Origin of the sequence: Sphingomonas kyungheensis, assembly GCF_037120395.1 — a bacterium.
Lineage (GTDB): Bacteria > Pseudomonadota > Alphaproteobacteria > Sphingomonadales > Sphingomonadaceae > Sphingomonas > Sphingomonas kyungheensis.
Window position 1 is genome coordinate 350,180 of the sequence record NZ_JBBBDM010000003.1, and the last position, 17,418, is coordinate 367,597.

The window sequence follows — 17,418 nt, forward strand, 5'->3', positions numbered from 1 at the left end:
CAGAACAGATAGGGGGTTGCGCGGCCGCCCGCCAGCGCGTTGAAGACGGGCCATGCGGATCATCTTCATGGGAACTCCCGGCTTCGCGGTGCCGACGCTCGATGCGCTGGTGGCGGCCGGGCACGACGTCGTCGCGGCCTACAGCCAGCCGCCGCGTCCCGGCGGGCGACGCGGGCGCGATACGGTCGCCTCGCCGGTCCAGCAGCGCGCCGAGGCGCTGGGGATTGCGGTGCGGCATCCGGTCAGCCTGCGCGACCCGGCCGAACAGGCGGCCTTCGCCGCGCTCGACGCCGATGTCGCGGTGGTCGCCGCTTATGGCCTCATCCTGCCCAAGCCGGTGCTGGCGGCGCCGCGCCACGGTTGCCTCAACGTGCACGGGTCGCTGTTGCCCCGCTGGCGTGGCGCGGCGCCGGTGCAGCGAGCGATCCTCGCCGGCGATGCCGAGGCCGGGGTCGGCATCATGCAGATGGAAGCCGGGCTCGATACCGGGCCGGTGCGGCTGGAGGGGCGCGTCCCCGTCGACCACAAGACCGCCGGCGCGCTGACCGACGAGCTCGCCGCGCTGGGCGCGCGGCTGATGGTCACGGTGCTCGGCGACCTCGATGCCCATCCGCCGGTCGCCCAGCCCGCCGAGGGCGTCACTTATGCCGCCAAGATCGACAAGGCGGAGGCGCGCATCGACTTCACCCAGAGTGCCGTCGCGGTCGAACGGCTGATCCGCGCGATGAACCCGGCGCCCGGCGCCTGGTGCGAGATCGCGGGTGAGCGGGTCAAGCTGCTCGCCGCCGAGGTGCTGCCGTTCAGCTTCCTCGGTGGCGAAGGCACGACGGTCGACGCGGGCCTGACGATCGCCTGCGGCGACGGCGCGATCCGGCCGACGCTGGTGCAGCGCGCCGGACGCGCGGTGACGAGCACCGCCGAGCTGCTGCGCGGCTTCCCGGTGGCGAGCGGTACCACGGTGGGCGGCACCGCTGCGTGACGCGGTTCGCACTGACGGTCGAATATGACGGCCGCCCCTTCATGGGCTGGCAGCGACAGAAGCACGGGCCGAGCGTGCAGGCGGCGCTGGAGGCGGCGGTGACCGCGGTGACCGGCGAGAGCGCCGCGGTCCATGCCGCGGGGCGGACCGACGCCGGGGTGCACGGCCTCGGCATGCGCGCGCACGTCGACATCGCCAAGCCGATCGCGCCGTTCCGGCTGATGGAGGCGCTCAACGCGCGGCTGCGGCCGGCGCCGGTGGCGGTGCTCGCCTGTGAGGCGGTGGCGGACGATTGGCATGCGCGCTTCTCGTGCCTCGGCCGCGCCTATGAATATCGCATCGTCAATCGCCGGGCGCCGCTGACCTGGGAAACGGGACTGGCGTGGCAGGTGCCGCAGCCGCTCGACAGCGACGCCATGGCGGCGGCGGCGGCGCTGCTGGTCGGCCGGCACGATTTCACCACCTTCCGCTCGGCGCATTGCCAGGCGGACAGCCCGGTGCGGACGCTCGACCGGCTGTCGGTGACGCGGATCGGCGAGCGTGTCGCGGTGCAGGCGGCGGCGCGCTCCTTCCTCCATCATCAGGTCCGTTCGATGGTCGGGTGCCTGGCGCTGGTCGGCATGGGGCGATGGTCGGTCGCCGACGTCGCGGACGCGCTCGCTGCGCGGGATCGCGCCCGGCTCGGGCTCAACGCCCCGCCGGACGGGCTCTTCTTCATGTCGGCGGTGTATTAAGGCGCGGCGATAGCGGTCGCCGAATGGCTCGCGAACGGCAGACCATCTCATCCCGTGAGGATCGAGACACCCGCCGCGACCACACCCTCTCCGCGCCTCCGCTCCTCCGCGTGAAATATTCTCGCGAAGACGCGAAGACGCGAAGATGATGTGGATCGGGTGAGGTCGATCACGCCGTTACGATCGCGGTGTGTCGTTCTGATTTTGCAGTAGCGGGGTCACGCGGAGGCGCGGAGGCGCGGAGGCGCGGAGGCGCGGAGATTGTCGCTCCCGTAGAGCGGTCCACCCGCCTAACTCGGCCCCTCTGCTCCGCGTCCTCTGCGCCTCTGCGCCTCTGCGCGAACCCTTTGCTAACAGCCCCGGAACGCAGTCTTCGGATCGATCAGGGCGATGCTGAACGCAACCTCCTCGCGTCTTCGCGTGATGTCCGACTTCACGTCCCAAAAAAGTCCGGCCGCTAAGACGCTACCGCACGAAGCGAGCCGCCAGCTCGACGTGGGTGGACCAGCGGAACTGGCCGACCGGCTGGACCCAGTCGATCCGCCAGCCGCCGTCGACGAGCAGCCGCGCGTCGCGCGCGAAGCTCGACGGGTTGCAGGAGACGTAGCCGATCACCTTCGCCTGACAGGCGGCGAGCGCCTCGGCCTGGTCGCGGGCGCCGGCGCGGGGCGGATCGATGACGATCGCGTCGAACCGGTCGAGCTCGGCGACGGTGAGCGGGCGGCGATAGAGGTCGCGATGCTCGGTGAACACCGGCAACTGGGCGCGCCCCGCCGCCGCCTTCAGCGCCGCCAGCGCATCGCGCGCACCCTCCGCGGCATAGACGCGCGCCGGCAGCGCAAGCGAGAAGGTGCCCAGCCCGGCGAACAGATCGGCGATCGTGCCTGCGCCCTGCGTCGCCTCGCGCATCGCCGCGACGAGCGCGTCCTCGCCCTCCTGCGTCGCCTGGAGGAAGCTCGCCGGCGGCAGCGGCACGGGCTGCCCGCCGAGCGTGATCGTCACCGGCCGCGGCTCCCACCGGGTCTCCAGCCCATAGCCGCCGTCGATCGTGAAGCGCGCGACGCCGTGGCGTTCGCAAAAGGCGGTGATCGCCTCCGCCGCATCGAGCCCGTCGGCGGTGAGGTTGCTCACCATCACGTCGAGCCCCTGATCGGCGAGCGTCAGATGGACGTCGCCGCGGCGGCGGAAGCCGAGCGACTGGAGCAGGCCGCGCAACGGCGCGACGATCGCGAACAGCGCCGGGGCGAGCACATGGCATTCGCGCAGGTCGACGATGGCGTGGCTCTTCTCGGCGGTGAAGCCGAGCAGGATGCGACCGCCCTTCGCCTCGGCGTGCAGCGTCGCGCGGCGGCGCGTGTCGGGCGGCGAGACGAGCGGCGCACGCAGATCGGCGGCGAGCTCCTGCCCGGCGAGCGCGCTCGCCACCCGGTCGGTGACGAAGGCGGCATAGGCCTCGTCGTCGAGGTGCTGGAGCTGGCAGCCGCCGCATTCGGGAAAGTGGCGGCACGGCGGCGTCTGATGATGCGGGCCGTGGCTCAGCGTACCGTCCGCGTGGAGTGAATCGCCGGGGGCGGCGAAGGCGGCGTGGCGGCCGTCGGCGGTGACGCCGTCGCCGCGGGCCGCGACGCGCAAGATGGTGTCGGAGGTCATGCGCTCGCTCTGACCGCGGTCAGCGCATTTGCCAAGTCGTCGGCAAGGAAGCTGCGGCCGGCGATCGCCGCGGCACGCGCGTGCAGCCAGACGCCGGCGTCGGCCGCGGCGAACGGATCGGCGCGCGGATGGGCGAGCTGCGCGGCGATCGTCCCGGCAAGCACGTCGCCGCTCCCGGCGGTCGACAGCCAGGGATTGCCGTGCGGATGGACGCGACAGCGGGCGGCGTCGGCGACGGTCGTCGTCGCGCCCTTGAGCACGACGATCGCCCCCGCGGCTGCGGCGGCGGCACGGGCCTGATCGAGCAAAGAGCCGGCGGGCGTGCCGAACAGCGCCTGGAACTCGCCCGCGTGCGGCGTGAGCACGACCGGCGCGCGCCGCGCGCGCAGGCTCCCGGGGTCGGTGAGGTGCAGCGCGTCCCCGTCGATCACCAGCGGCCGGTCGCCGGCGAGCAGCGCCGTCAGGCGGTCGCGCGCTTGCGTATCACGGCCGAGGCCCGGGCCGATCAGCACCGCGCCGATCCTCGATTCGGCGAGCGCTTCCGCATCATAGTCGCGGTGGACGATGGCGGCGGGGCCGCCCTGCCCGGCGTCCCCGTAGAGCGCGACATAGCCGGCGCCGCTCCGCAACGCGGCGATGCCGGCGAGCCGCGCCGCGCCCGCCATCGCGCCGGTGACGATCGCCACCATGCCGCGGGTATATTTGTGCGAGGTCGGACCGGGCTCCGGCAGCTGCGGAGCGGAGGCGACGGCGACCGCCGCATCGGCGGGAAGGCCGAGATCGATCAGCCGCACCGCGCCGCATGCTCCGGCGGCAGGATGGAGGACGTGGGCCGGCTTGAGAGCGCCGAGCGCCAGCGTCAGCGTCGCGGGGTGCGCCTGGGCCCAGTCGGGCGCGCTGGCGGTATCGGCGTCGCTGCCGCTCGGCAGGTCGACGGCGAGGATCAGCCGGGCTGCGGCGGCAAGACGGGCGAGCGTCGCGTCCTGCACCGGATCGAGCGGCCGCGCGCCGGTGCCGAACAGGGCGTCGATCAGCAGAGCGGCGGGTGCGGCAGTCTCCAGCGACTCGACCGGCCCGGCCCATCGCGTCCGCGCGGCCATCGCAGCGGCGGTGCGCGGCGGCGACGAGGCGGCGACGCGGACGCGCTGCCCTTTGGCGGCGAGCAGGGTCGCCGCGACATAACCGTCACCACCGTTATTGCCCGGTCCGCAGGCGACGAGGATGGCCTGCCCGGCGGCGAAGCGCAGCGCCGCGGCGGCGATCCCCTCGCCCGCGCGCTGCATCAGCGCCTCGACCGAACGGCCGGCGCGGATCGCGCGCTCCTCGGCGGCGCGAGTCTGCTCGGCGGTGAGGATCGGCTGGCCGGCGCAGGCGATCATCGCGCCGGCTTGATCGTCGCGGGCAAGCGATAATGGTCGCCGCCGATCGCGACGTCGATCAGGCCGGACGCCGGAATGGTGACCCGCGCCGCCTCCGCGCCGTCGGCTGCGACGACACCGCGGCCATCGCGGGTGACGAGCAGGCGGTGGAAGCCGCCATCGGGATGACGGACGGTGAGCACCAGCCCGTCCGCGCTCGCCACCTGATCGACGGTGCAGACCGAGGCAAGCGCCGCGCCGCCGCGCGCGCACGGCACGGTGCCGGCGTCCGCCGCCGCAGCAGCCTGTTCCGATTCGACCGCGGCCAGCCGGTTGCCGTCCGTCGTCCGGTCCCCGCAGGCGGCGAGCAGCAGCAGAGCCGCCACCGCCGCGCCGCGGTCAGATATCCGCATAGACGTGCGTTTCGGCCTTGGCGCCGGGATGGGTGACGGCGCCCTGCCAGGCCGGGCCGACATTCTGTGCATAGCGCCACAATGCGCCCGACCCATAATCGTTCACCCGCGGCGTCCAGGCGGCGCGGCGGGCGGCGAGCACGTCGTCGGCGACGAGCAGGTCGATCGTCCCCGCCTCGGCATCGATGCGGATCGGATCGCCGTCCTCGACCAGCGCGATCGGGCCACCGTCCGCCGCCTCGGGGCCGACGTGGCCGATGCAGAAGCCGCGCGTCCCGCCAGAGAAACGCCCGTCGGTGATCAGCGCGACCTTCTCGCCCATGCCGAGGCCGTAGAGCGCGGCGGTGGTCGAGAGCATCTCGCGCATGCCGGGGCCGCCCTTCGGCCCCTCGTAGCGGATGACGATCACCTCGCCCTCGGCGATCGAGCGCGCCTCGACCGCGGCGAAGGCGTCCTCCTCGCGGTCGAAGCAGCGCGCCGGTCCTTCGAACTGGAGGCGGTGCATGCCGGCGACCTTCACGATCGCGCCGTCCGGGGCGAGGCTGCCGCGCAGGCCGACGACCCCGCCGGTCGGGGTGATCGGCGTCCTGACGTCGTAGATCACCTTCTGGTCGGGATTCCACGTCACCTGGTCGATGTTCTCGGCGAGCGTCTTGCCGGTGACGGTCAGGCAGTCGCCGTCGAGCAGACCGCCGGCGAGCATCGTCTTCATCAACATATAGACGCCGCCCGCCTCATACATGTCCTTGGCGACATAGCGGCCGCCGGGCTTGAGATCGGCGATATAGGGGGTCGACTTGAACGCTTCGGCGACGTCGAACAGGTCGAAGTCGATGCCCGCCTCATTCGCCATCGCCGGCAGGTGCAGCGCGGCATTGGTCGACCCGCCGGTGGCGGCGACGACGCGCGCGGCGTTGACGAAGGCGGCGCGCGTGCAGATGTCGCGCGGACGCAACTGCCGCCCGACCAGTTCCATCACCTGCGCCCCGGCGGCGATCGCGATCTGCTCGCGGCTGCTATACGGTGCCGGCGTCATGTTGCTGTTGGGCAGGCTGAGCCCGATCGCCTCGCCGACGCAGGCCATGGTGTTGGCGGTGAACTGGCCGCCGCACGCGCCGTGGCCGGGACAGGCGACCTTTTCGAGCTCGTGCACCTCGGACAGCGGACAGGCGCCGGCGGCATATTTGCCGACCACCTCGAACACGTCGACGACGGTGACGTCGCGGTTCTGGAAGCGGCCGGGCAGGATCGACCCGCCGTAGACGAAGATTGACGGGATGTTGAGGCGGAGCATCGCCATCATTATGCCGGGCAGCGACTTGTCGCAGCCGGCGAAGCCGACCAGCGCATCATAGCAATGGCCGCGGACGCTGAGCTCGACCGAATCAGCGATCACCTCGCGGCTGACGAGGCTCGCCTTCATGCCCTGATGGCCCATGGCGATGCCGTCGGTGACGGTGATGGTGTTGAAGCGGCGCGGCAGGCCGCCCCCCTGCACCACGCCCGCCTGTGCCGCATCGGCCTGCGCATCGAGCGTCGTGTTGCACGGCGCGGAATTGTTGCCGGCGCTGGCGAGCGCGACGAACGGGCGGGCGATCTCCTCCTCACCGATGCCCATCGCATAATAATAGCTGCGATGGGGCGCGCGTTCGGGACCGACGGAGACGTGGCGGCTGGGCAGGCGGGACTTGTCGAACTGGGTCATGGCGACGCCCTATGTCGCGAGAGGCCCCGCCAACGCAAGCTTGTTACGCGTAATATCGGATACGCGCGCGCCGCAGAATGCGATCCTCCAGCGAAAAGTAGAGCGAGATCATCCCGTCCTCGATCACGGTCGAGGCGGCGAAGGCGATATCGGTCTTGGCGCGATCCTCGGGCGGCGGCGGCACGACGACCGGTTCGAGGCCGCGGCCGGTGACGGTGGCGAAGTCGGGCGAGAAGCTGATCCAGCCGATCCGCCAGCGTGCATCGAGCGTCGCGCCATTGTAGAACATCACCGGATCGGCGCCGGGCAGCTGACACACCGGGCCGGTCGACAGATGCCAATTGTCCCAGGATTCCGGGCGGATCGGAAACGGGTCGGCGAGCGACGTCCACGGATCGCCGAGATGCGCAGCCTGCGCGATGCCGATCCGCGACGCGCCGATGCCGCGTTCCTCGACGGCGGCATATTCGTAGAACAGCCGCCAGTCGCCGGCGGGCGTCTGCGCGAACGTCGCCTCCTTGATATTGCCCTCGCCCTCCGGGGCCGCGAGCGCGACGCGGCGCTTGACCAACTGGTCGAGCGAGGGGCCGCTCGCGGCGATCAACACGCCCTGCGTCCGCTTCGCGTCGACACCGGTGTAATAGACGACATAGCCGCCATCCGCGTCGACGAGCACCGTCGGGTCCTCGCAGCCGCCGGCATCGGCCTCGTCGGCGTCCGCCCCCGGCGCGATCGCGAGCACGGGATCGAGCGTGAAGGCGAGACCGTCATCGCTCCAGCCGCTGGCGATCAGGCCGGTCGGGTCGGTCGGGCCGAGCGGATCGGGCACGCCGCGGACGAGCATGCGATAGCGGCCCTGCTCGCGCCAGACGAACGGGCTCATCAGATCCATGCCGTCGAGCGGCGAGCCGGCGGCGATGGTGACGGCGTCGAGCGCCTCGACCGCATAGGTCGGCATGGCCGCTCAGGCGCCCTGCGCGATGACGAGCGACAGGGCGCCGTCGATCGTCACGGTGGTGCCGGTGATATAATCGGCGGCGGGGGAGAGCAGGAAGGCGACGAGCGTCGCCACCTCGTCGGCGGTGCCGGCGCGGCCCCAAGGGATGTTCGCCTCCAGCTTGGCGCGATAGTCGACATCCTCGACCGCATGCTGGTTCATCGGCGTCAGGATCATCCCCGGCGCGACGCCGTTGACCGCGATCCGCGCCGGCGCCAGTTCGAGCGCCAGCGTCGCGGTCAGCTGCGCGAGGCCGCCCTTGGCCGAATCATAGTCGACGCCGCCGGGGCGCGGCGCGCGTTCGTGGATCGACGAGATGTTGACGATCCGGCCGCCCGCCTTGGCCGCCTCGGCCGCTCGGACGAAGCGGCGGCAGGTGAGGAACGGTCCGTACAGGTCCGACCGCAGCACGCGATCGAACTGGTCGAGCTTCATGTCGACGAGCCGCGTGCCGCTCATGTTGAGACCGGCGGAGTTGACCAGCCAGCTGGCGGTGCCGAACCGGCGTTCCGTTTCGGCGAACAATGATTCGACCGCCTCCTCGCTGGAAACGTCGCACTGGACGGCATGGGCCTGCGCCTCGCCGCCGGCGGCCTGCACCACCGCCGCGGCGGCGGCGGCATCGCGGAAATAGGTGAAGGCGACGCGCGCGCCGGCCCTGGCGAGCGCGGCGACGCAGGCCGCGCCGATTCCGGATTCACCGCCGGTCACCACCGCGATGGGCGTATCGGTCACGTCAGTCCCCCTCTCGACACATCATCAGCGGCTCAATGCGGGCGACGGGCGCATCGTTCCGGTGACAAATGCGTCATCCGACGGGTAGCCGCCGGGACAGGCGCGCGGGTCGGATCCTGTCCACGGACAGGATCAGGGCGAGGAGCGGGCAATTGTTACCGGGGGCCGAGCCCCCTCGCCTCACAGCGCGTCGAGCGCCTTGGCGACACCGTCCATGGTGAAGGGCTTCTGCAGGACCGGCCGGTCGCGGAACTGCGCGTCGACGCTGTCGTCGCTGCCGCCGGTCGCGAAGATGAAGGGGATGTCGCGCGCCGCGAGCGCTTCGGCGATCGGCGTGCTCTTCTCGCCGCCGCGCAGATTGACGTCGAGGATCGCCGCATCGATGCCGCCGTCCGCGACCCGCGACAGCGCGCCCGCGACCGTATCGACCGTCCCCGCCGAGGTCTTGTCGAGCACTTCGAGGAAGTCTTCGAGCATCATCGCGATCAAGGGTTCGTCCTCGACGATGAGGATCTGCGTAGGAGAAGCCATGATCGGCCCTTACCCGTGCCGGTCCCGCCTTGCCAACAGGTGATTTCGCCGGCGGGTCCCGCCGCGGGCCGGGCGGCGATGCTCGACAGCCGCCCGGCCCGCGCTAAGCTGCTCCCGATCAAGTCGGAAGGGGCGACGATGCATAGCGAAATCCTGCAACCCATGGTGGCGCTGATCGCCTGGACGTTGGTGATGCTGGTCTGGACGATCGCGACGCGGCTGCCGGCGATGCAGGCGGCCGGGATCGACATCACCCGCCTGATCGGCAGCAAGGCCGCCGACGCCGATCGCGCGCTGCCGCCGTCCGTCCAGTGGAAGGCGCATAATTACAACCACCTCACCGAGCAGCCGACGCTCTTCTATGCGGTGGCGACGGTGATCGCGATCAGCGGCACCGGCGATGGCGTCAACGCCCTGATCGCCTGGGCCTATGTCGCGCTGCGCGTGCTACATTCGCTGGTGCAAGCGACGGTCAACCGGGTATGGCCCCGCTTCATGCTGTTCCTCGCTTCGACGCTGGCGCTCGCCGCGCTCACCCTCCACGCCGCCATGGCGGTGTTCTGATGGCCAAGGGTGAGGTGTTCGAGCGGCATCGCCAGCCGTGGACGCAGGACGAGATTCAGAAGCTCCACCTGCTCGCCAAGAAGGGCATGGCGCTGAAGGCGATCGCCAAGGCGCTCAAGCGCAGCGAGGAATCGACCAAGGAGCGGGCGAAGGCGGACAGTCTGCCGATCGCCAAATTGCGCTAGGGATCAGCCGAACAGCCGCCGCGCGCTGCGCTCCAGCATCATCAGCTGCCACAAGGTCCGGCCATGATCGGCGCGGCCGCTGCGGTGATCGGCGGCGATCCGCGCGACCTCCGCCATGTCGAGCCAGCCGCTCTCGACGAGGATGCGCGAGCGCGCCAGCCCCTCCGCCTCGTCGGCGAGGGCGTTGCGGAACCAGGCGCTGATCGGCGTGACGAAGCCCATCTTGGGCCGGTAGAGGATGTCGCGCGGCAGATAGCGTTCCAGGCTGCGCTTCATCAGCCATTTGCCCTCGCCGCCATGCAGCCGCATCGCCACCGGCAGCGTCGCGCAGAATTCGACGAGCCGATGATCGAGCAACGGCTCGCGCGCTTCCAGCCCGACCGCCATGCTGGTCCGGTCGACCTTGGTGAGGATGTCGCCGGGCAGCCAGATCATCATGTCGGCATATTGCGCGCGGTCGAGCGCATCGCGCGCCGGGGCGGCGCGCATCGCGGCGATATAGCGGTCCTCCGCCCGGTGGCCGCCGAGCGCATGCCGCGCCGCCGGGCTGAGCAGCCGCGCCCGCTGTTCGGGCGTGGTGACGCCGACCGCGCGCGCATAGGCCTCGTCGCCATCCGCGGCGAGCGCGAGCAGGGTCGTCTTGGCGCGCAACGGCCGCGGGGCCCAGTCGGCCTTGGGATAGAGCCGGCCGAGCGTGCCGAAGCCGGCGCGGCGCCAGCGGGCCGGCATCAGGCCGCGCACCCGCTCCTCCGCCGCCTGGAACCGATAGCGACGATAGCCGGCGAGCATCTCGTCGGCGCCGTCGCCCGACAGCGCGACGGTGACACGGCTCCGCGCCAAGGCCGCGACCTGATAGGTCGCCAGCGCGCTCGCATCGGCGAACGGCTCGTCGAAATGGTGGACGAGCGTGTCGATCAGCGCGGCATCGTCCGGCCGGACGACCTGGGCATGATGATCGGTGGCGAAGCGGCGGGCGACGGCGGCGGCGTGATCGCGCTCGTCATGACCCGCCTCGTCGAAGCCGATCGTGCAGGTGCGCACCGCCGCCTTGCTCGCCTCCGCCATCAGCGCGACCACCGCCGAACTGTCGACTCCGCCCGACAGGAAGGCGCCGAGCGGCACGTCGGCGACCATGCGGCTGCGCACGCCGTCACGCATATGGCCGAGCAACTGTTCGCCGAGCGCCTTGGCCGAACCGGTGGCGCGATCGGCGAAGCTGAGGCTCCACCAGCGGCGCGGGCGCGGCACGCCCTGCCAGCGCTGCACCTGGAGGAAATGCCCGGCCGGCAGCTTGCGCACGCCCGCGATCATGCAGGCATCGTCCGGAACATAGCCGAGCGCGAGGAAATCCTCGATCGCGGTGACGTCGGGGACGCGGCGGAGCAAGGGGTGGGCGAGCAGGCCCTTGAGTTCGGAGGCGAAGGCGAGGCTGCCGTCGGACAATTCGACGTAATGGAGCGGCTTCACCCCCATCCGGTCACGGGCGAGGAACAGCGTGCCGGTGTCGGCATCGTGCAATGCGAAGGCGAACATGCCGTTGAGCCGTTCGAGCAGCGACGGCCCCCAGGCGCGCCAGCCGTGCAGCAGCACCTCGGTATCGCCCTCGGTGACGAACACCGCGCCGCGGCGGATCAGGTCGGCGCGCAGCTCGGCGAAATTGTAGATCTCGCCGTTATAGGTGACGGCGAGCGCGCCGGAGCGCATCGGCTGCGGCGACCCCTCGAGATCGATGATCGACAGGCGCCGGTGGCCGAGGCCGACGCCCGGCGCCGTCCAGACGCCCTCGCCGTCCGGACCGCGATGCGCCTGCGCCGCGATCATCGCGGCGACGCGCGACGGATCGACCGGTTTGGGCGTCTCGGGATGGAAGATGCCGGCGATGCCGCACATCAGCGTGCGCCTGCGATACGATCGGCAAGGTCGCCGATCGGGCCGAGCGCCGCCGCCAGCGCGGCGATATCGGCGCGCGCATCGCGGCCGGGCGTCACCTCGGCGGAGAGATGCACCGCCATCGCGCGCTGCGAACCGCCGAACAGCCGTGCCTTCATCGCCTCGATCTTCACCACGCGCTCATCCGACGTTACCGTTCCGCCGACGACGTACCATGTCGTGACGATCCGCTCCACCGGCCCGGCCGCGGTGATCCGCATCGACGCGCCACCGGCGATCGGCGCCGCGTCGGCCACGCGGACCCAGCGATCCTCCTCGCGCAGCACGCCGGTGCCGAAGGCGCCGATCTTATGCCCCTCTCCCTGCGACGCGAACACCGCGACCGCGACGTCGACCGCGGCACCCTGGCGGGCGTAGCGGCCGAACAGGCTATGGTCGGCACCGGGATAATAAGGCTGCCACGGAGTGGTGCGACTGAGTGGCGCGCGCCGCCAGCCGGCGAGCTGCGGCAGGTCGATCCGCGCCGGCAGCGGCGTCGCGCGGCGGGCGATCGTCACGCTCCACAGCGGCCCGGCCGCGGCCACCGCGACCGTCAGCAGCGCCGCGATCGGCAGGCCGATGCGGTGCCCGCGCACCGGCGGCAGCGTCGCCGGATCGAACGCCGGCGCATCGGGGGCGCGATCGAACCAGCGCCAGCCGATCGCCAGCACCGCCGCCATCACCAGCCCGAAGAACAGCCAGCCATAGACGATATGGTCGAACCCCGTCGCCGCCGCGACGCTGGTCAGATGCGCGGCATAGATGGTGGCGAAGGCGCGGATGCCGTTGGCGAGCACCGGCACGATCAGCGCCGCGAGCAGGAACCAGCCGCGCCGCTGCCACGACCGGAAGCACGTCGCGGCGACGAGCATCGCGAAGGCGAACATGGCGATGACGAATTTGGCGCCCGAGCACGCTTCGGCCACCTCGAACCAGTAACGGCCGGCGTGGATCAGCACGCCGTTGGAACTGGCCGGCACGCCGAACAGATGCAGCAGCGGCATAACCATCCGCACCGTCACCGCCTGTAACGCGGGTTCCAGTTCCTCGCCGAACGGCACCAGGAACAGCGCATAGCCGAGCGGAAAGGCGAGCCCCCGCGCGACCTGCGGCCCGAGCAGGGTCAGCACCGTGCCCTGCAGCATGACGACGAGGCCGAACTGGCGGGCGAAGCTGACCGATCCCGCCTCGCCCATCAGCCAGCCGACGCCGCCGAGGGCAACGAGGGCGAGCCCCGGCCACCAGGCGGTCGGCGCGAGCGCGCCAAGCTCCGCGCGGCGCTGCCAGACCAGCCAGGCGATCACCGGCCCGATGAACAGGCAGTGGCCGAAGGTCGTGCTCGTCCACCAGATCGTCACCAGCCGGGCGACGTCCTCCCGGAACAGCAGCAGGATCGCCGCCGCGGTCAGCGTCAGTGCGATCGCATACCGGCGCCAGCGAAGGGCTCTGTCGGCCGTCACAGTCCGAGCAGCGCGTCGAGCGGGGCGAGCCGCGCGGTCCAGTCATAGCGTTCGATGACCCGCGCCCGCGCCGCGGCGCCCAGGGCTGTCGCCTGCGCCGGATCGTCGAGCAGCGCGGCGATCGCCGCGACCTGGGCGTCGGCATCGTCGGCGACGCGGAGGGTGCCGGCGTGATCGATCCCCTCGGCCGCGGCGGCGGTGGCGACGACCGGGCGCGCCATCGCCATCGCCTCCAGCACCTTGTTCTGGATGCCGCGAGCCAGACGCAACGGCGCGACGCAGACGGTGGCGGCGGCGAGCCACGGCCGCACGTCGGCGACCGCGCCGGTGACGATCACCGCCGGCGAGGCCAGCGCCTGCACCGCCGCGGTCGGCGCGCGACCGACGATCGCGAGACGCAACGTGGGGTATCGGCGGCGTAGCGCGGGGAGGACATCCTGCGCGAACCACCGCACCGCCTCGACGTTGGGGCGATAGTCCATCTGGCCGGTGAAGACGAGCAACGCGCCCTCGGCGGCGACATCCGTCACGGCAGCGGGGGCGAAGGCGGCGGCGTCGATGCCGTTCTCGACCGGGACGATCCGGCCCGTCGCGCCGCCCTCCCGGAACAGCGCCGCCTCCGCCGCGCTGACGAACAGGCTGGCGTCGACGCGAGCGGCGACCCTCCGCTCGAATGCGCCGAGCAGTCGGGCTTCGCGCCGCATCATCCAGCGCATCGGCGGGCTACCCTGTTCGGCGAACCCTGCGAACTTCGCCGAATCGACGTCGACGAAATCCATCACCGCCGGCACCCCCGCCGGCAGATATTGCGCCATCTGCCCCGAAAAGCAGTAGACCGCATCCGCGCGCCGTGCCGCCACCGCCCGCCGCATCCCGGCCGAGGCGAAGGCGGTGAGCGACACCGGCAGCCCCTTGGTGAGCGCGGCCAGCGCCGCGACCGCCTGTGATCGGGTGCGCGGGATCAGCGTCACGCTGGCGAGCCCGGCGAGTTCGGGCGGCGCCACCTCCCCCGCGCCTTCGCTGAAGGCGACGAGGTGGACGCGCGCGCGCGCGGCGAGATGGCGGAGGATGTGGTAGCTGCGGATGCGGTCGCCGCGGTCGGGCGGAAACGGCACGCGATGCGCCAGGAACAGCAGCTCCATCAGCCGAGGCCGCGCGAAATCCACGGCCCCAGCCGGTTGGCGACCGGCAGCGGCAGCCGCTGCCACGTCTTCACCATCAGCGCATATTTGGGATTGAGCGGATTGACCTCGCGCGCCGCCCCTTCGCTGCGCCGGGCGTAGAGGCGCGGCACGCCGGAGAAGCCCCAATTCTTCTTGAACGCCGCGGCCCCGGTGCCCGTCTTCGATCGCCCGAAGTCGAAGCGGGTGCAGCCGCGCGCGCGGGCGTGGCTCATCAGCGCGAAATACATGCGGTCGTTGGCGCGCAGGCAGCGCGCCGCGGTGGTGCCGCCGCCCCAATAGGGAAAGACGGTGCCGGCGAAATAGAGGCTGAGCACGCTCGCCACCGCACGCGCGCCGCTGCGCACGGTGAGGATGTCCGCATCCATCTCGTCCAGCACCGCGCGGAACAGCCTGGCCGGGAACACCGGCGTGCCGAGGTTGCGCACCGACTCGCCATAGACGCGGTAATGGTCGGCGAGCAGCGCGGCGCCGCCCGCCTCCACGTTCAGGTCGTTGCCGAGCGCGCGCCGCACCTCGGCCCGCTGCTTGCGCGGCACGGCGAGCAGTTCGGCCTCGTCGTCGGCGGCGAGATCGCGGGCGAAACCGAGATAGGAGGTGTCGTCGGTCTGCCAGCCGTCCGGCGCCGGACCGCCGCGCAGCTCGACTCCGGGGCAGCCGAGACGCTGCGCCAATGTCCAGGCCGTTGCAGCGAGCGCTTCGACGCCCTCCCCCAATATCCCGCCGTCGACGCCGAAACCGGTCGACACCAGTGCCTTGCCGAACAGCGGCGAGCGCATCGCGGTGAGCGGCAGCACGCCGGCGATCGCCCCGCCCCGCTCCGCGACGAGATAATGCGCGCGCTGACCGCAGCCGCGCGCGACGCTGCGGCTCCACGCCGGCAGATGGAACGGGGTCGCCTGCGGCTGCGCCCGGACGAACGCGTCGATCGCGTCGCTGTCGCGGCTGTCGGCGAGATCGGCCTCGCGCACCGTCGGCACGGTCACGACAGCCGTGCCGCCTCTGCCGCGACGACCGCATCGACCCGGCCCCAGTCATGGCGTCCGATCAGCCCGCGCAACTTGCCCGCCATCGCGCCGAGCCGCGAATAATGGCGCACCTTCGATCGCAGCGGAGCGCCGGCGACGCGCGGCTGCGCCGGATCGACCTCCCACGGATGGAAATAGAAGATGCCGGCATGGCCTTCGCCATTGACCTGCCGCACCGCATAATCGGTCAGCGCGGCCGGCAGCAGCCGGAAGAAGCCGCCGCCGGTCGCCAGATGCCGCCCGCCGATCCGCGCCACCGTCACCGGCAGTTCGATCAGCGGCGCATCGGACAGCGGCCGGAAGGCGAAGCGCGGCGCGTCGCGCCAGCCATAATGATCGTGCGCGACGGGGGCGACGCTCGACGAATAGGCATAGCCCGCCTCGGCAAGTACGTTGAACGCCCACAGGTTGCGCGTGTCGATCGAGAAGCTCGGCGCGCGATAGCCGGTCACCGGCTGGCCGGAGGCATCCTCCAGCGCGGTGCGCGCGCGGGCGAGGTCGGCGCGGAAGGTCGCGGCGTCCATCGTGAAGACGCGCTGGTGATCCCAGCCGTGGCTGGCGATCTCATGCCCGGCCTCGGCGATGCGCCGGATCAGCGCCGGGTGACGCGCCGCCACCCAGCCGAGCGTGAAGAAGGTCGCCCTGACGCCGCTCTCCACGAACAGGTCGAGCACCGCGCCGGTATTGTCGGCGACGCGGCTCGGCAGCCTATCCCAGTCGGCCTTGTCGATCACCCGCTCGAACGCGCCGACCTGGAACCATTCCTCGACGTCGACCGACAGGCCGTTGCGGACGGCGCTACGCGGCATGGTCCCACGCCGCCGGAGCACGGATCGGAACGTGATCCTCGCGGATCTCGGCCGCGCCCGCCGCCATCACCGAGGCGGCGGCGGCGGTCTCCTGCCGGTCCGCCTCGACCCAGTCGACGAGCAGCGTCAGCACCCGCCGCAAGGCGCCTTCCTGCTGCGCGACGCGTGCCTCCAGCGCGGCGAGCCGGGCGGCGACCGCAGCGGGCAGCTCGGGCGCGGCACCGGCTTCGGCCGCATCGGGGGCGGCGCGCGGGACGAAGCGGCGGACCGAGCTTTCGGCGGGCGCCGGTGCGGGCGCCTCCGCCGGTGCCGCCGCCGCCGTGTCAGGCGCGAGCATCGGCAGGTCGTCGTGGAGATCGCCGACCACCTGCCGCACGATCGCCCCGTCGATCACGTCGAGGTCCTCGACCGCGGCGTGGAGCATGACGCGTCCGGCGAGCTGATTGAGCCGCCGCGGCACGCCGCCCGATCCCTCGTACAGCGCGGCGAAGGCGTCGGCGGCGAAATCGGGGCGGCCCTGCCAGCCGACCACCGACAGCCGATGCGCGATATAATCGGCGACCTCGTCCGCCGCCATCGGCTCGAGATGGTGGATGGCGATGATCCGCTGGCGCAATTGCTCGAGTCGGTCGGAGCCGTGCAACCGTTCGCGGAACTCGGGCTGGCCGAGCAGCAGGATCTGCAGCAGCGCATGACCGCCCGCCTGGAAGTTGGAGAGCATGCGCAGCTCTTCGAGCGAATCGACCGGCAGCGCCTGCGCCTCGTCGACGATCAGCAGCGTTCGCCGTCCCGATCGCGCCACCGAATGCAGCCCGCGCTCGATCGCGGTGAGCAGTTGCGCCTTGGCGAGGCCATGCGGATCGACGCCGAGCCCGGTCGCGACGATGCGCAGCAGATCGTCCGCCGGCACCGCGGTCGAGACGATGGTGATGACGTTGAGCGCCTGCGGATCGACCTGGCCGGTGAGATGGCCGACCAGCGTGGTCTTGCCCGCGCCGATATCGCCGGTGACGACGATGAAGCCCTCGCCCTGCGCGAGGCCATAGCCGAGATAGGCCATCGCCTTGCGGTGCGTGGCGGTTTCGAACCAGAAGCGCGCATCGGGCGTCAGCTGGAACGGCCGCCCCGATAATCCGAAATGCGCGTCGTACATAGACCGA

The 17,418-nt window shown here is 71.7% G+C and carries 17 protein-coding genes; 4 read left to right on the forward strand and 13 right to left on the reverse strand.

Annotated elements, in window-relative coordinates; all coding sequences use genetic code 11:
* The first annotated feature begins 52 nt into the window (after window positions 1-52).
* Both fmt and truA read left to right on the forward strand, forming a co-directional pair.
* The gene (gene fmt / locus V8201_RS09425; RefSeq protein ID WP_336545122.1) at window positions 53-979 is read left to right on the forward strand and encodes a methionyl-tRNA formyltransferase; all 927 of its coding nucleotides are present in this window, start codon (window positions 53-55) and stop codon (window positions 977-979) included.
* On the forward strand, window positions 976-1,713 hold the full coding sequence (truA, locus tag V8201_RS09430; protein ID WP_037536376.1) for a tRNA pseudouridine(38-40) synthase TruA: 738 nt from the start codon (window positions 976-978) through the stop codon (window positions 1,711-1,713). The genes fmt and truA overlap by 4 nt, the downstream gene beginning before the upstream one ends.
* A gap of 465 nt (window positions 1,714-2,178) precedes the next feature.
* Here the strand turns inward: truA and V8201_RS09435 are convergent, their stop codons facing one another.
* The 7 genes from V8201_RS09435 to V8201_RS09465 all read right to left on the reverse strand — a co-directional run bounded on the left by V8201_RS09435 (window position 2,179) and on the right by V8201_RS09465 (window position 9,102).
* Entirely contained in the window at window positions 2,179-3,363 is a 1,185-nt protein-coding gene (locus V8201_RS09435) for a class I SAM-dependent RNA methyltransferase (RefSeq protein WP_336545123.1), read from the reverse strand.
* Entirely contained in the window at window positions 3,360-4,742 is a 1,383-nt protein-coding gene (locus tag V8201_RS09440; RefSeq protein ID WP_336545124.1) for an NAD(P)H-hydrate dehydratase, read from the reverse strand. Before V8201_RS09440 ends, V8201_RS09435 begins: the two co-directional genes overlap by 4 nt.
* Window positions 4,739-5,134 (reverse strand): hypothetical protein, encoded by a 396-nt coding sequence (locus V8201_RS09445; RefSeq protein WP_037536370.1) that lies wholly within the window; start codon window positions 5,132-5,134, stop codon window positions 4,739-4,741. The genes V8201_RS09440 and V8201_RS09445 overlap by 4 nt, the downstream gene beginning before the upstream one ends.
* Window positions 5,121-6,839, reverse strand: a complete 1,719-nt coding sequence (gene ilvD / locus V8201_RS09450; protein ID WP_336545125.1) for a dihydroxy-acid dehydratase — start codon at window positions 6,837-6,839, stop codon at window positions 5,121-5,123. Before ilvD ends, V8201_RS09445 begins: the two co-directional genes overlap by 14 nt.
* Before the next feature lie 43 nt (window positions 6,840-6,882).
* Window positions 6,883-7,797, reverse strand: coding sequence for a glycoside hydrolase family protein (locus V8201_RS09455; RefSeq protein ID WP_336545126.1), 915 nt, complete (start codon window positions 7,795-7,797; stop codon window positions 6,883-6,885).
* A gap of 6 nt (window positions 7,798-7,803) precedes the next feature.
* Window positions 7,804-8,571, reverse strand: a complete 768-nt coding sequence (locus V8201_RS09460) for an SDR family NAD(P)-dependent oxidoreductase (RefSeq protein ID WP_336545127.1) — start codon at window positions 8,569-8,571, stop codon at window positions 7,804-7,806.
* 180 nt (window positions 8,572-8,751) lie between these two features.
* Entirely contained in the window at window positions 8,752-9,102 is a 351-nt protein-coding gene (locus tag V8201_RS09465; RefSeq protein WP_037536362.1) for a response regulator, read from the reverse strand.
* Between the two features lie 138 nt (window positions 9,103-9,240).
* Here V8201_RS09465 and V8201_RS09470 point away from each other — a divergent pair, with 138 nt between their 5' ends.
* Window positions 9,241-9,666, forward strand: a complete 426-nt coding sequence (locus V8201_RS09470) for an MAPEG family protein (RefSeq protein WP_037536495.1) — start codon at window positions 9,241-9,243, stop codon at window positions 9,664-9,666.
* On the forward strand, window positions 9,666-9,851 hold the full coding sequence (locus tag V8201_RS09475; protein WP_271298816.1) for a hypothetical protein: 186 nt from the start codon (window positions 9,666-9,668) through the stop codon (window positions 9,849-9,851). Before V8201_RS09470 ends, V8201_RS09475 begins: the two co-directional genes overlap by 1 nt.
* 3 nt (window positions 9,852-9,854) lie before the next feature.
* Here V8201_RS09475 and V8201_RS09480 read toward each other — a convergent pair whose 3' ends face one another.
* Genes V8201_RS09480 through V8201_RS09505 form a run of 6 tightly spaced genes read right to left on the reverse strand, consistent with a single transcriptional unit; the run spans window position 9,855 to window position 17,411 of the window.
* A complete protein-coding gene (locus V8201_RS09480; RefSeq protein WP_037536358.1) occupies window positions 9,855-11,741 on the reverse strand; it encodes an XrtA/PEP-CTERM system amidotransferase in 1,887 nt (628 codons plus the stop codon).
* Window positions 11,741-13,240, reverse strand: coding sequence for an exosortase A (gene xrtA, locus V8201_RS09485; RefSeq protein ID WP_336545128.1), 1,500 nt, complete (start codon window positions 13,238-13,240; stop codon window positions 11,741-11,743). Before xrtA ends, V8201_RS09480 begins: the two co-directional genes overlap by 1 nt.
* Window positions 13,237-14,382 carry a TIGR03087 family PEP-CTERM/XrtA system glycosyltransferase gene (locus V8201_RS09490; protein ID WP_336545129.1) on the reverse strand — a complete coding sequence of 382 codons (1,146 nt, stop codon included), beginning with the start codon at window positions 14,380-14,382 and terminating at the stop codon, window positions 13,237-13,239. The genes xrtA and V8201_RS09490 overlap by 4 nt, the downstream gene beginning before the upstream one ends.
* Window positions 14,382-15,401, reverse strand: a complete 1,020-nt coding sequence (locus V8201_RS09495; RefSeq protein ID WP_271300874.1) for a FemAB family XrtA/PEP-CTERM system-associated protein — start codon at window positions 15,399-15,401, stop codon at window positions 14,382-14,384. Before V8201_RS09495 ends, V8201_RS09490 begins: the two co-directional genes overlap by 1 nt.
* Before the next feature lie 2 nt (window positions 15,402-15,403).
* Window positions 15,404-16,258, reverse strand: a complete 855-nt coding sequence (locus V8201_RS09500; protein WP_336545130.1) for an XrtA system polysaccharide deacetylase — start codon at window positions 16,256-16,258, stop codon at window positions 15,404-15,406.
* Window positions 16,248-17,411, reverse strand: coding sequence for an ExeA family protein (locus V8201_RS09505; RefSeq protein ID WP_336545131.1), 1,164 nt, complete (start codon window positions 17,409-17,411; stop codon window positions 16,248-16,250). Before V8201_RS09505 ends, V8201_RS09500 begins: the two co-directional genes overlap by 11 nt.
* Between the last annotated feature and the right edge of the window lie 7 nt (window positions 17,412-17,418).

What these genes read in the sequence shown, in the direction of transcription:
- fmt (WP_336545122.1), top strand. Translation starts at nt 53, where the DNA reads ATGCGGATCATCTTCATGGGAACTCCCGGCTTCGCGGTGCCGACGCTC.
- V8201_RS09435 (WP_336545123.1), bottom strand. Translation starts at nt 3,363, where the DNA reads ATGACCTCCGACACCATCTTGCGCGTCGCGGCCCGCGGCGACGGCGTC.
- V8201_RS09440 (WP_336545124.1), bottom strand. Translation starts at nt 4,742, where the DNA reads ATGATCGCCTGCGCCGGCCAGCCGATCCTCACCGCCGAGCAGACTCGC.
- V8201_RS09445 (WP_037536370.1), bottom strand. Translation starts at nt 5,134, where the DNA reads ATGCGGATATCTGACCGCGGCGCGGCGGTGGCGGCTCTGCTGCTGCTC.
- ilvD (WP_336545125.1), bottom strand. Translation starts at nt 6,839, where the DNA reads ATGACCCAGTTCGACAAGTCCCGCCTGCCCAGCCGCCACGTCTCCGTC.
- V8201_RS09455 (WP_336545126.1), bottom strand. Translation starts at nt 7,797, where the DNA reads ATGCCGACCTATGCGGTCGAGGCGCTCGACGCCGTCACCATCGCCGCC.
- V8201_RS09465 (WP_037536362.1), bottom strand. Translation starts at nt 9,102, where the DNA reads ATGGCTTCTCCTACGCAGATCCTCATCGTCGAGGACGAACCCTTGATC.
- V8201_RS09470 (WP_037536495.1), top strand. Translation starts at nt 9,241, where the DNA reads ATGCATAGCGAAATCCTGCAACCCATGGTGGCGCTGATCGCCTGGACG.
- V8201_RS09475 (WP_271298816.1), top strand. Translation starts at nt 9,666, where the DNA reads ATGGCCAAGGGTGAGGTGTTCGAGCGGCATCGCCAGCCGTGGACGCAG.
- V8201_RS09480 (WP_037536358.1), bottom strand. Translation starts at nt 11,741, where the DNA reads ATGTGCGGCATCGCCGGCATCTTCCATCCCGAGACGCCCAAACCGGTC.
- V8201_RS09490 (WP_336545129.1), bottom strand. Translation starts at nt 14,382, where the DNA reads ATGGAGCTGCTGTTCCTGGCGCATCGCGTGCCGTTTCCGCCCGACCGC.
- V8201_RS09500 (WP_336545130.1), bottom strand. Translation starts at nt 16,258, where the DNA reads ATGCCGCGTAGCGCCGTCCGCAACGGCCTGTCGGTCGACGTCGAGGAA.
- V8201_RS09505 (WP_336545131.1), bottom strand. Translation starts at nt 17,411, where the DNA reads ATGTACGACGCGCATTTCGGATTATCGGGGCGGCCGTTCCAGCTGACG.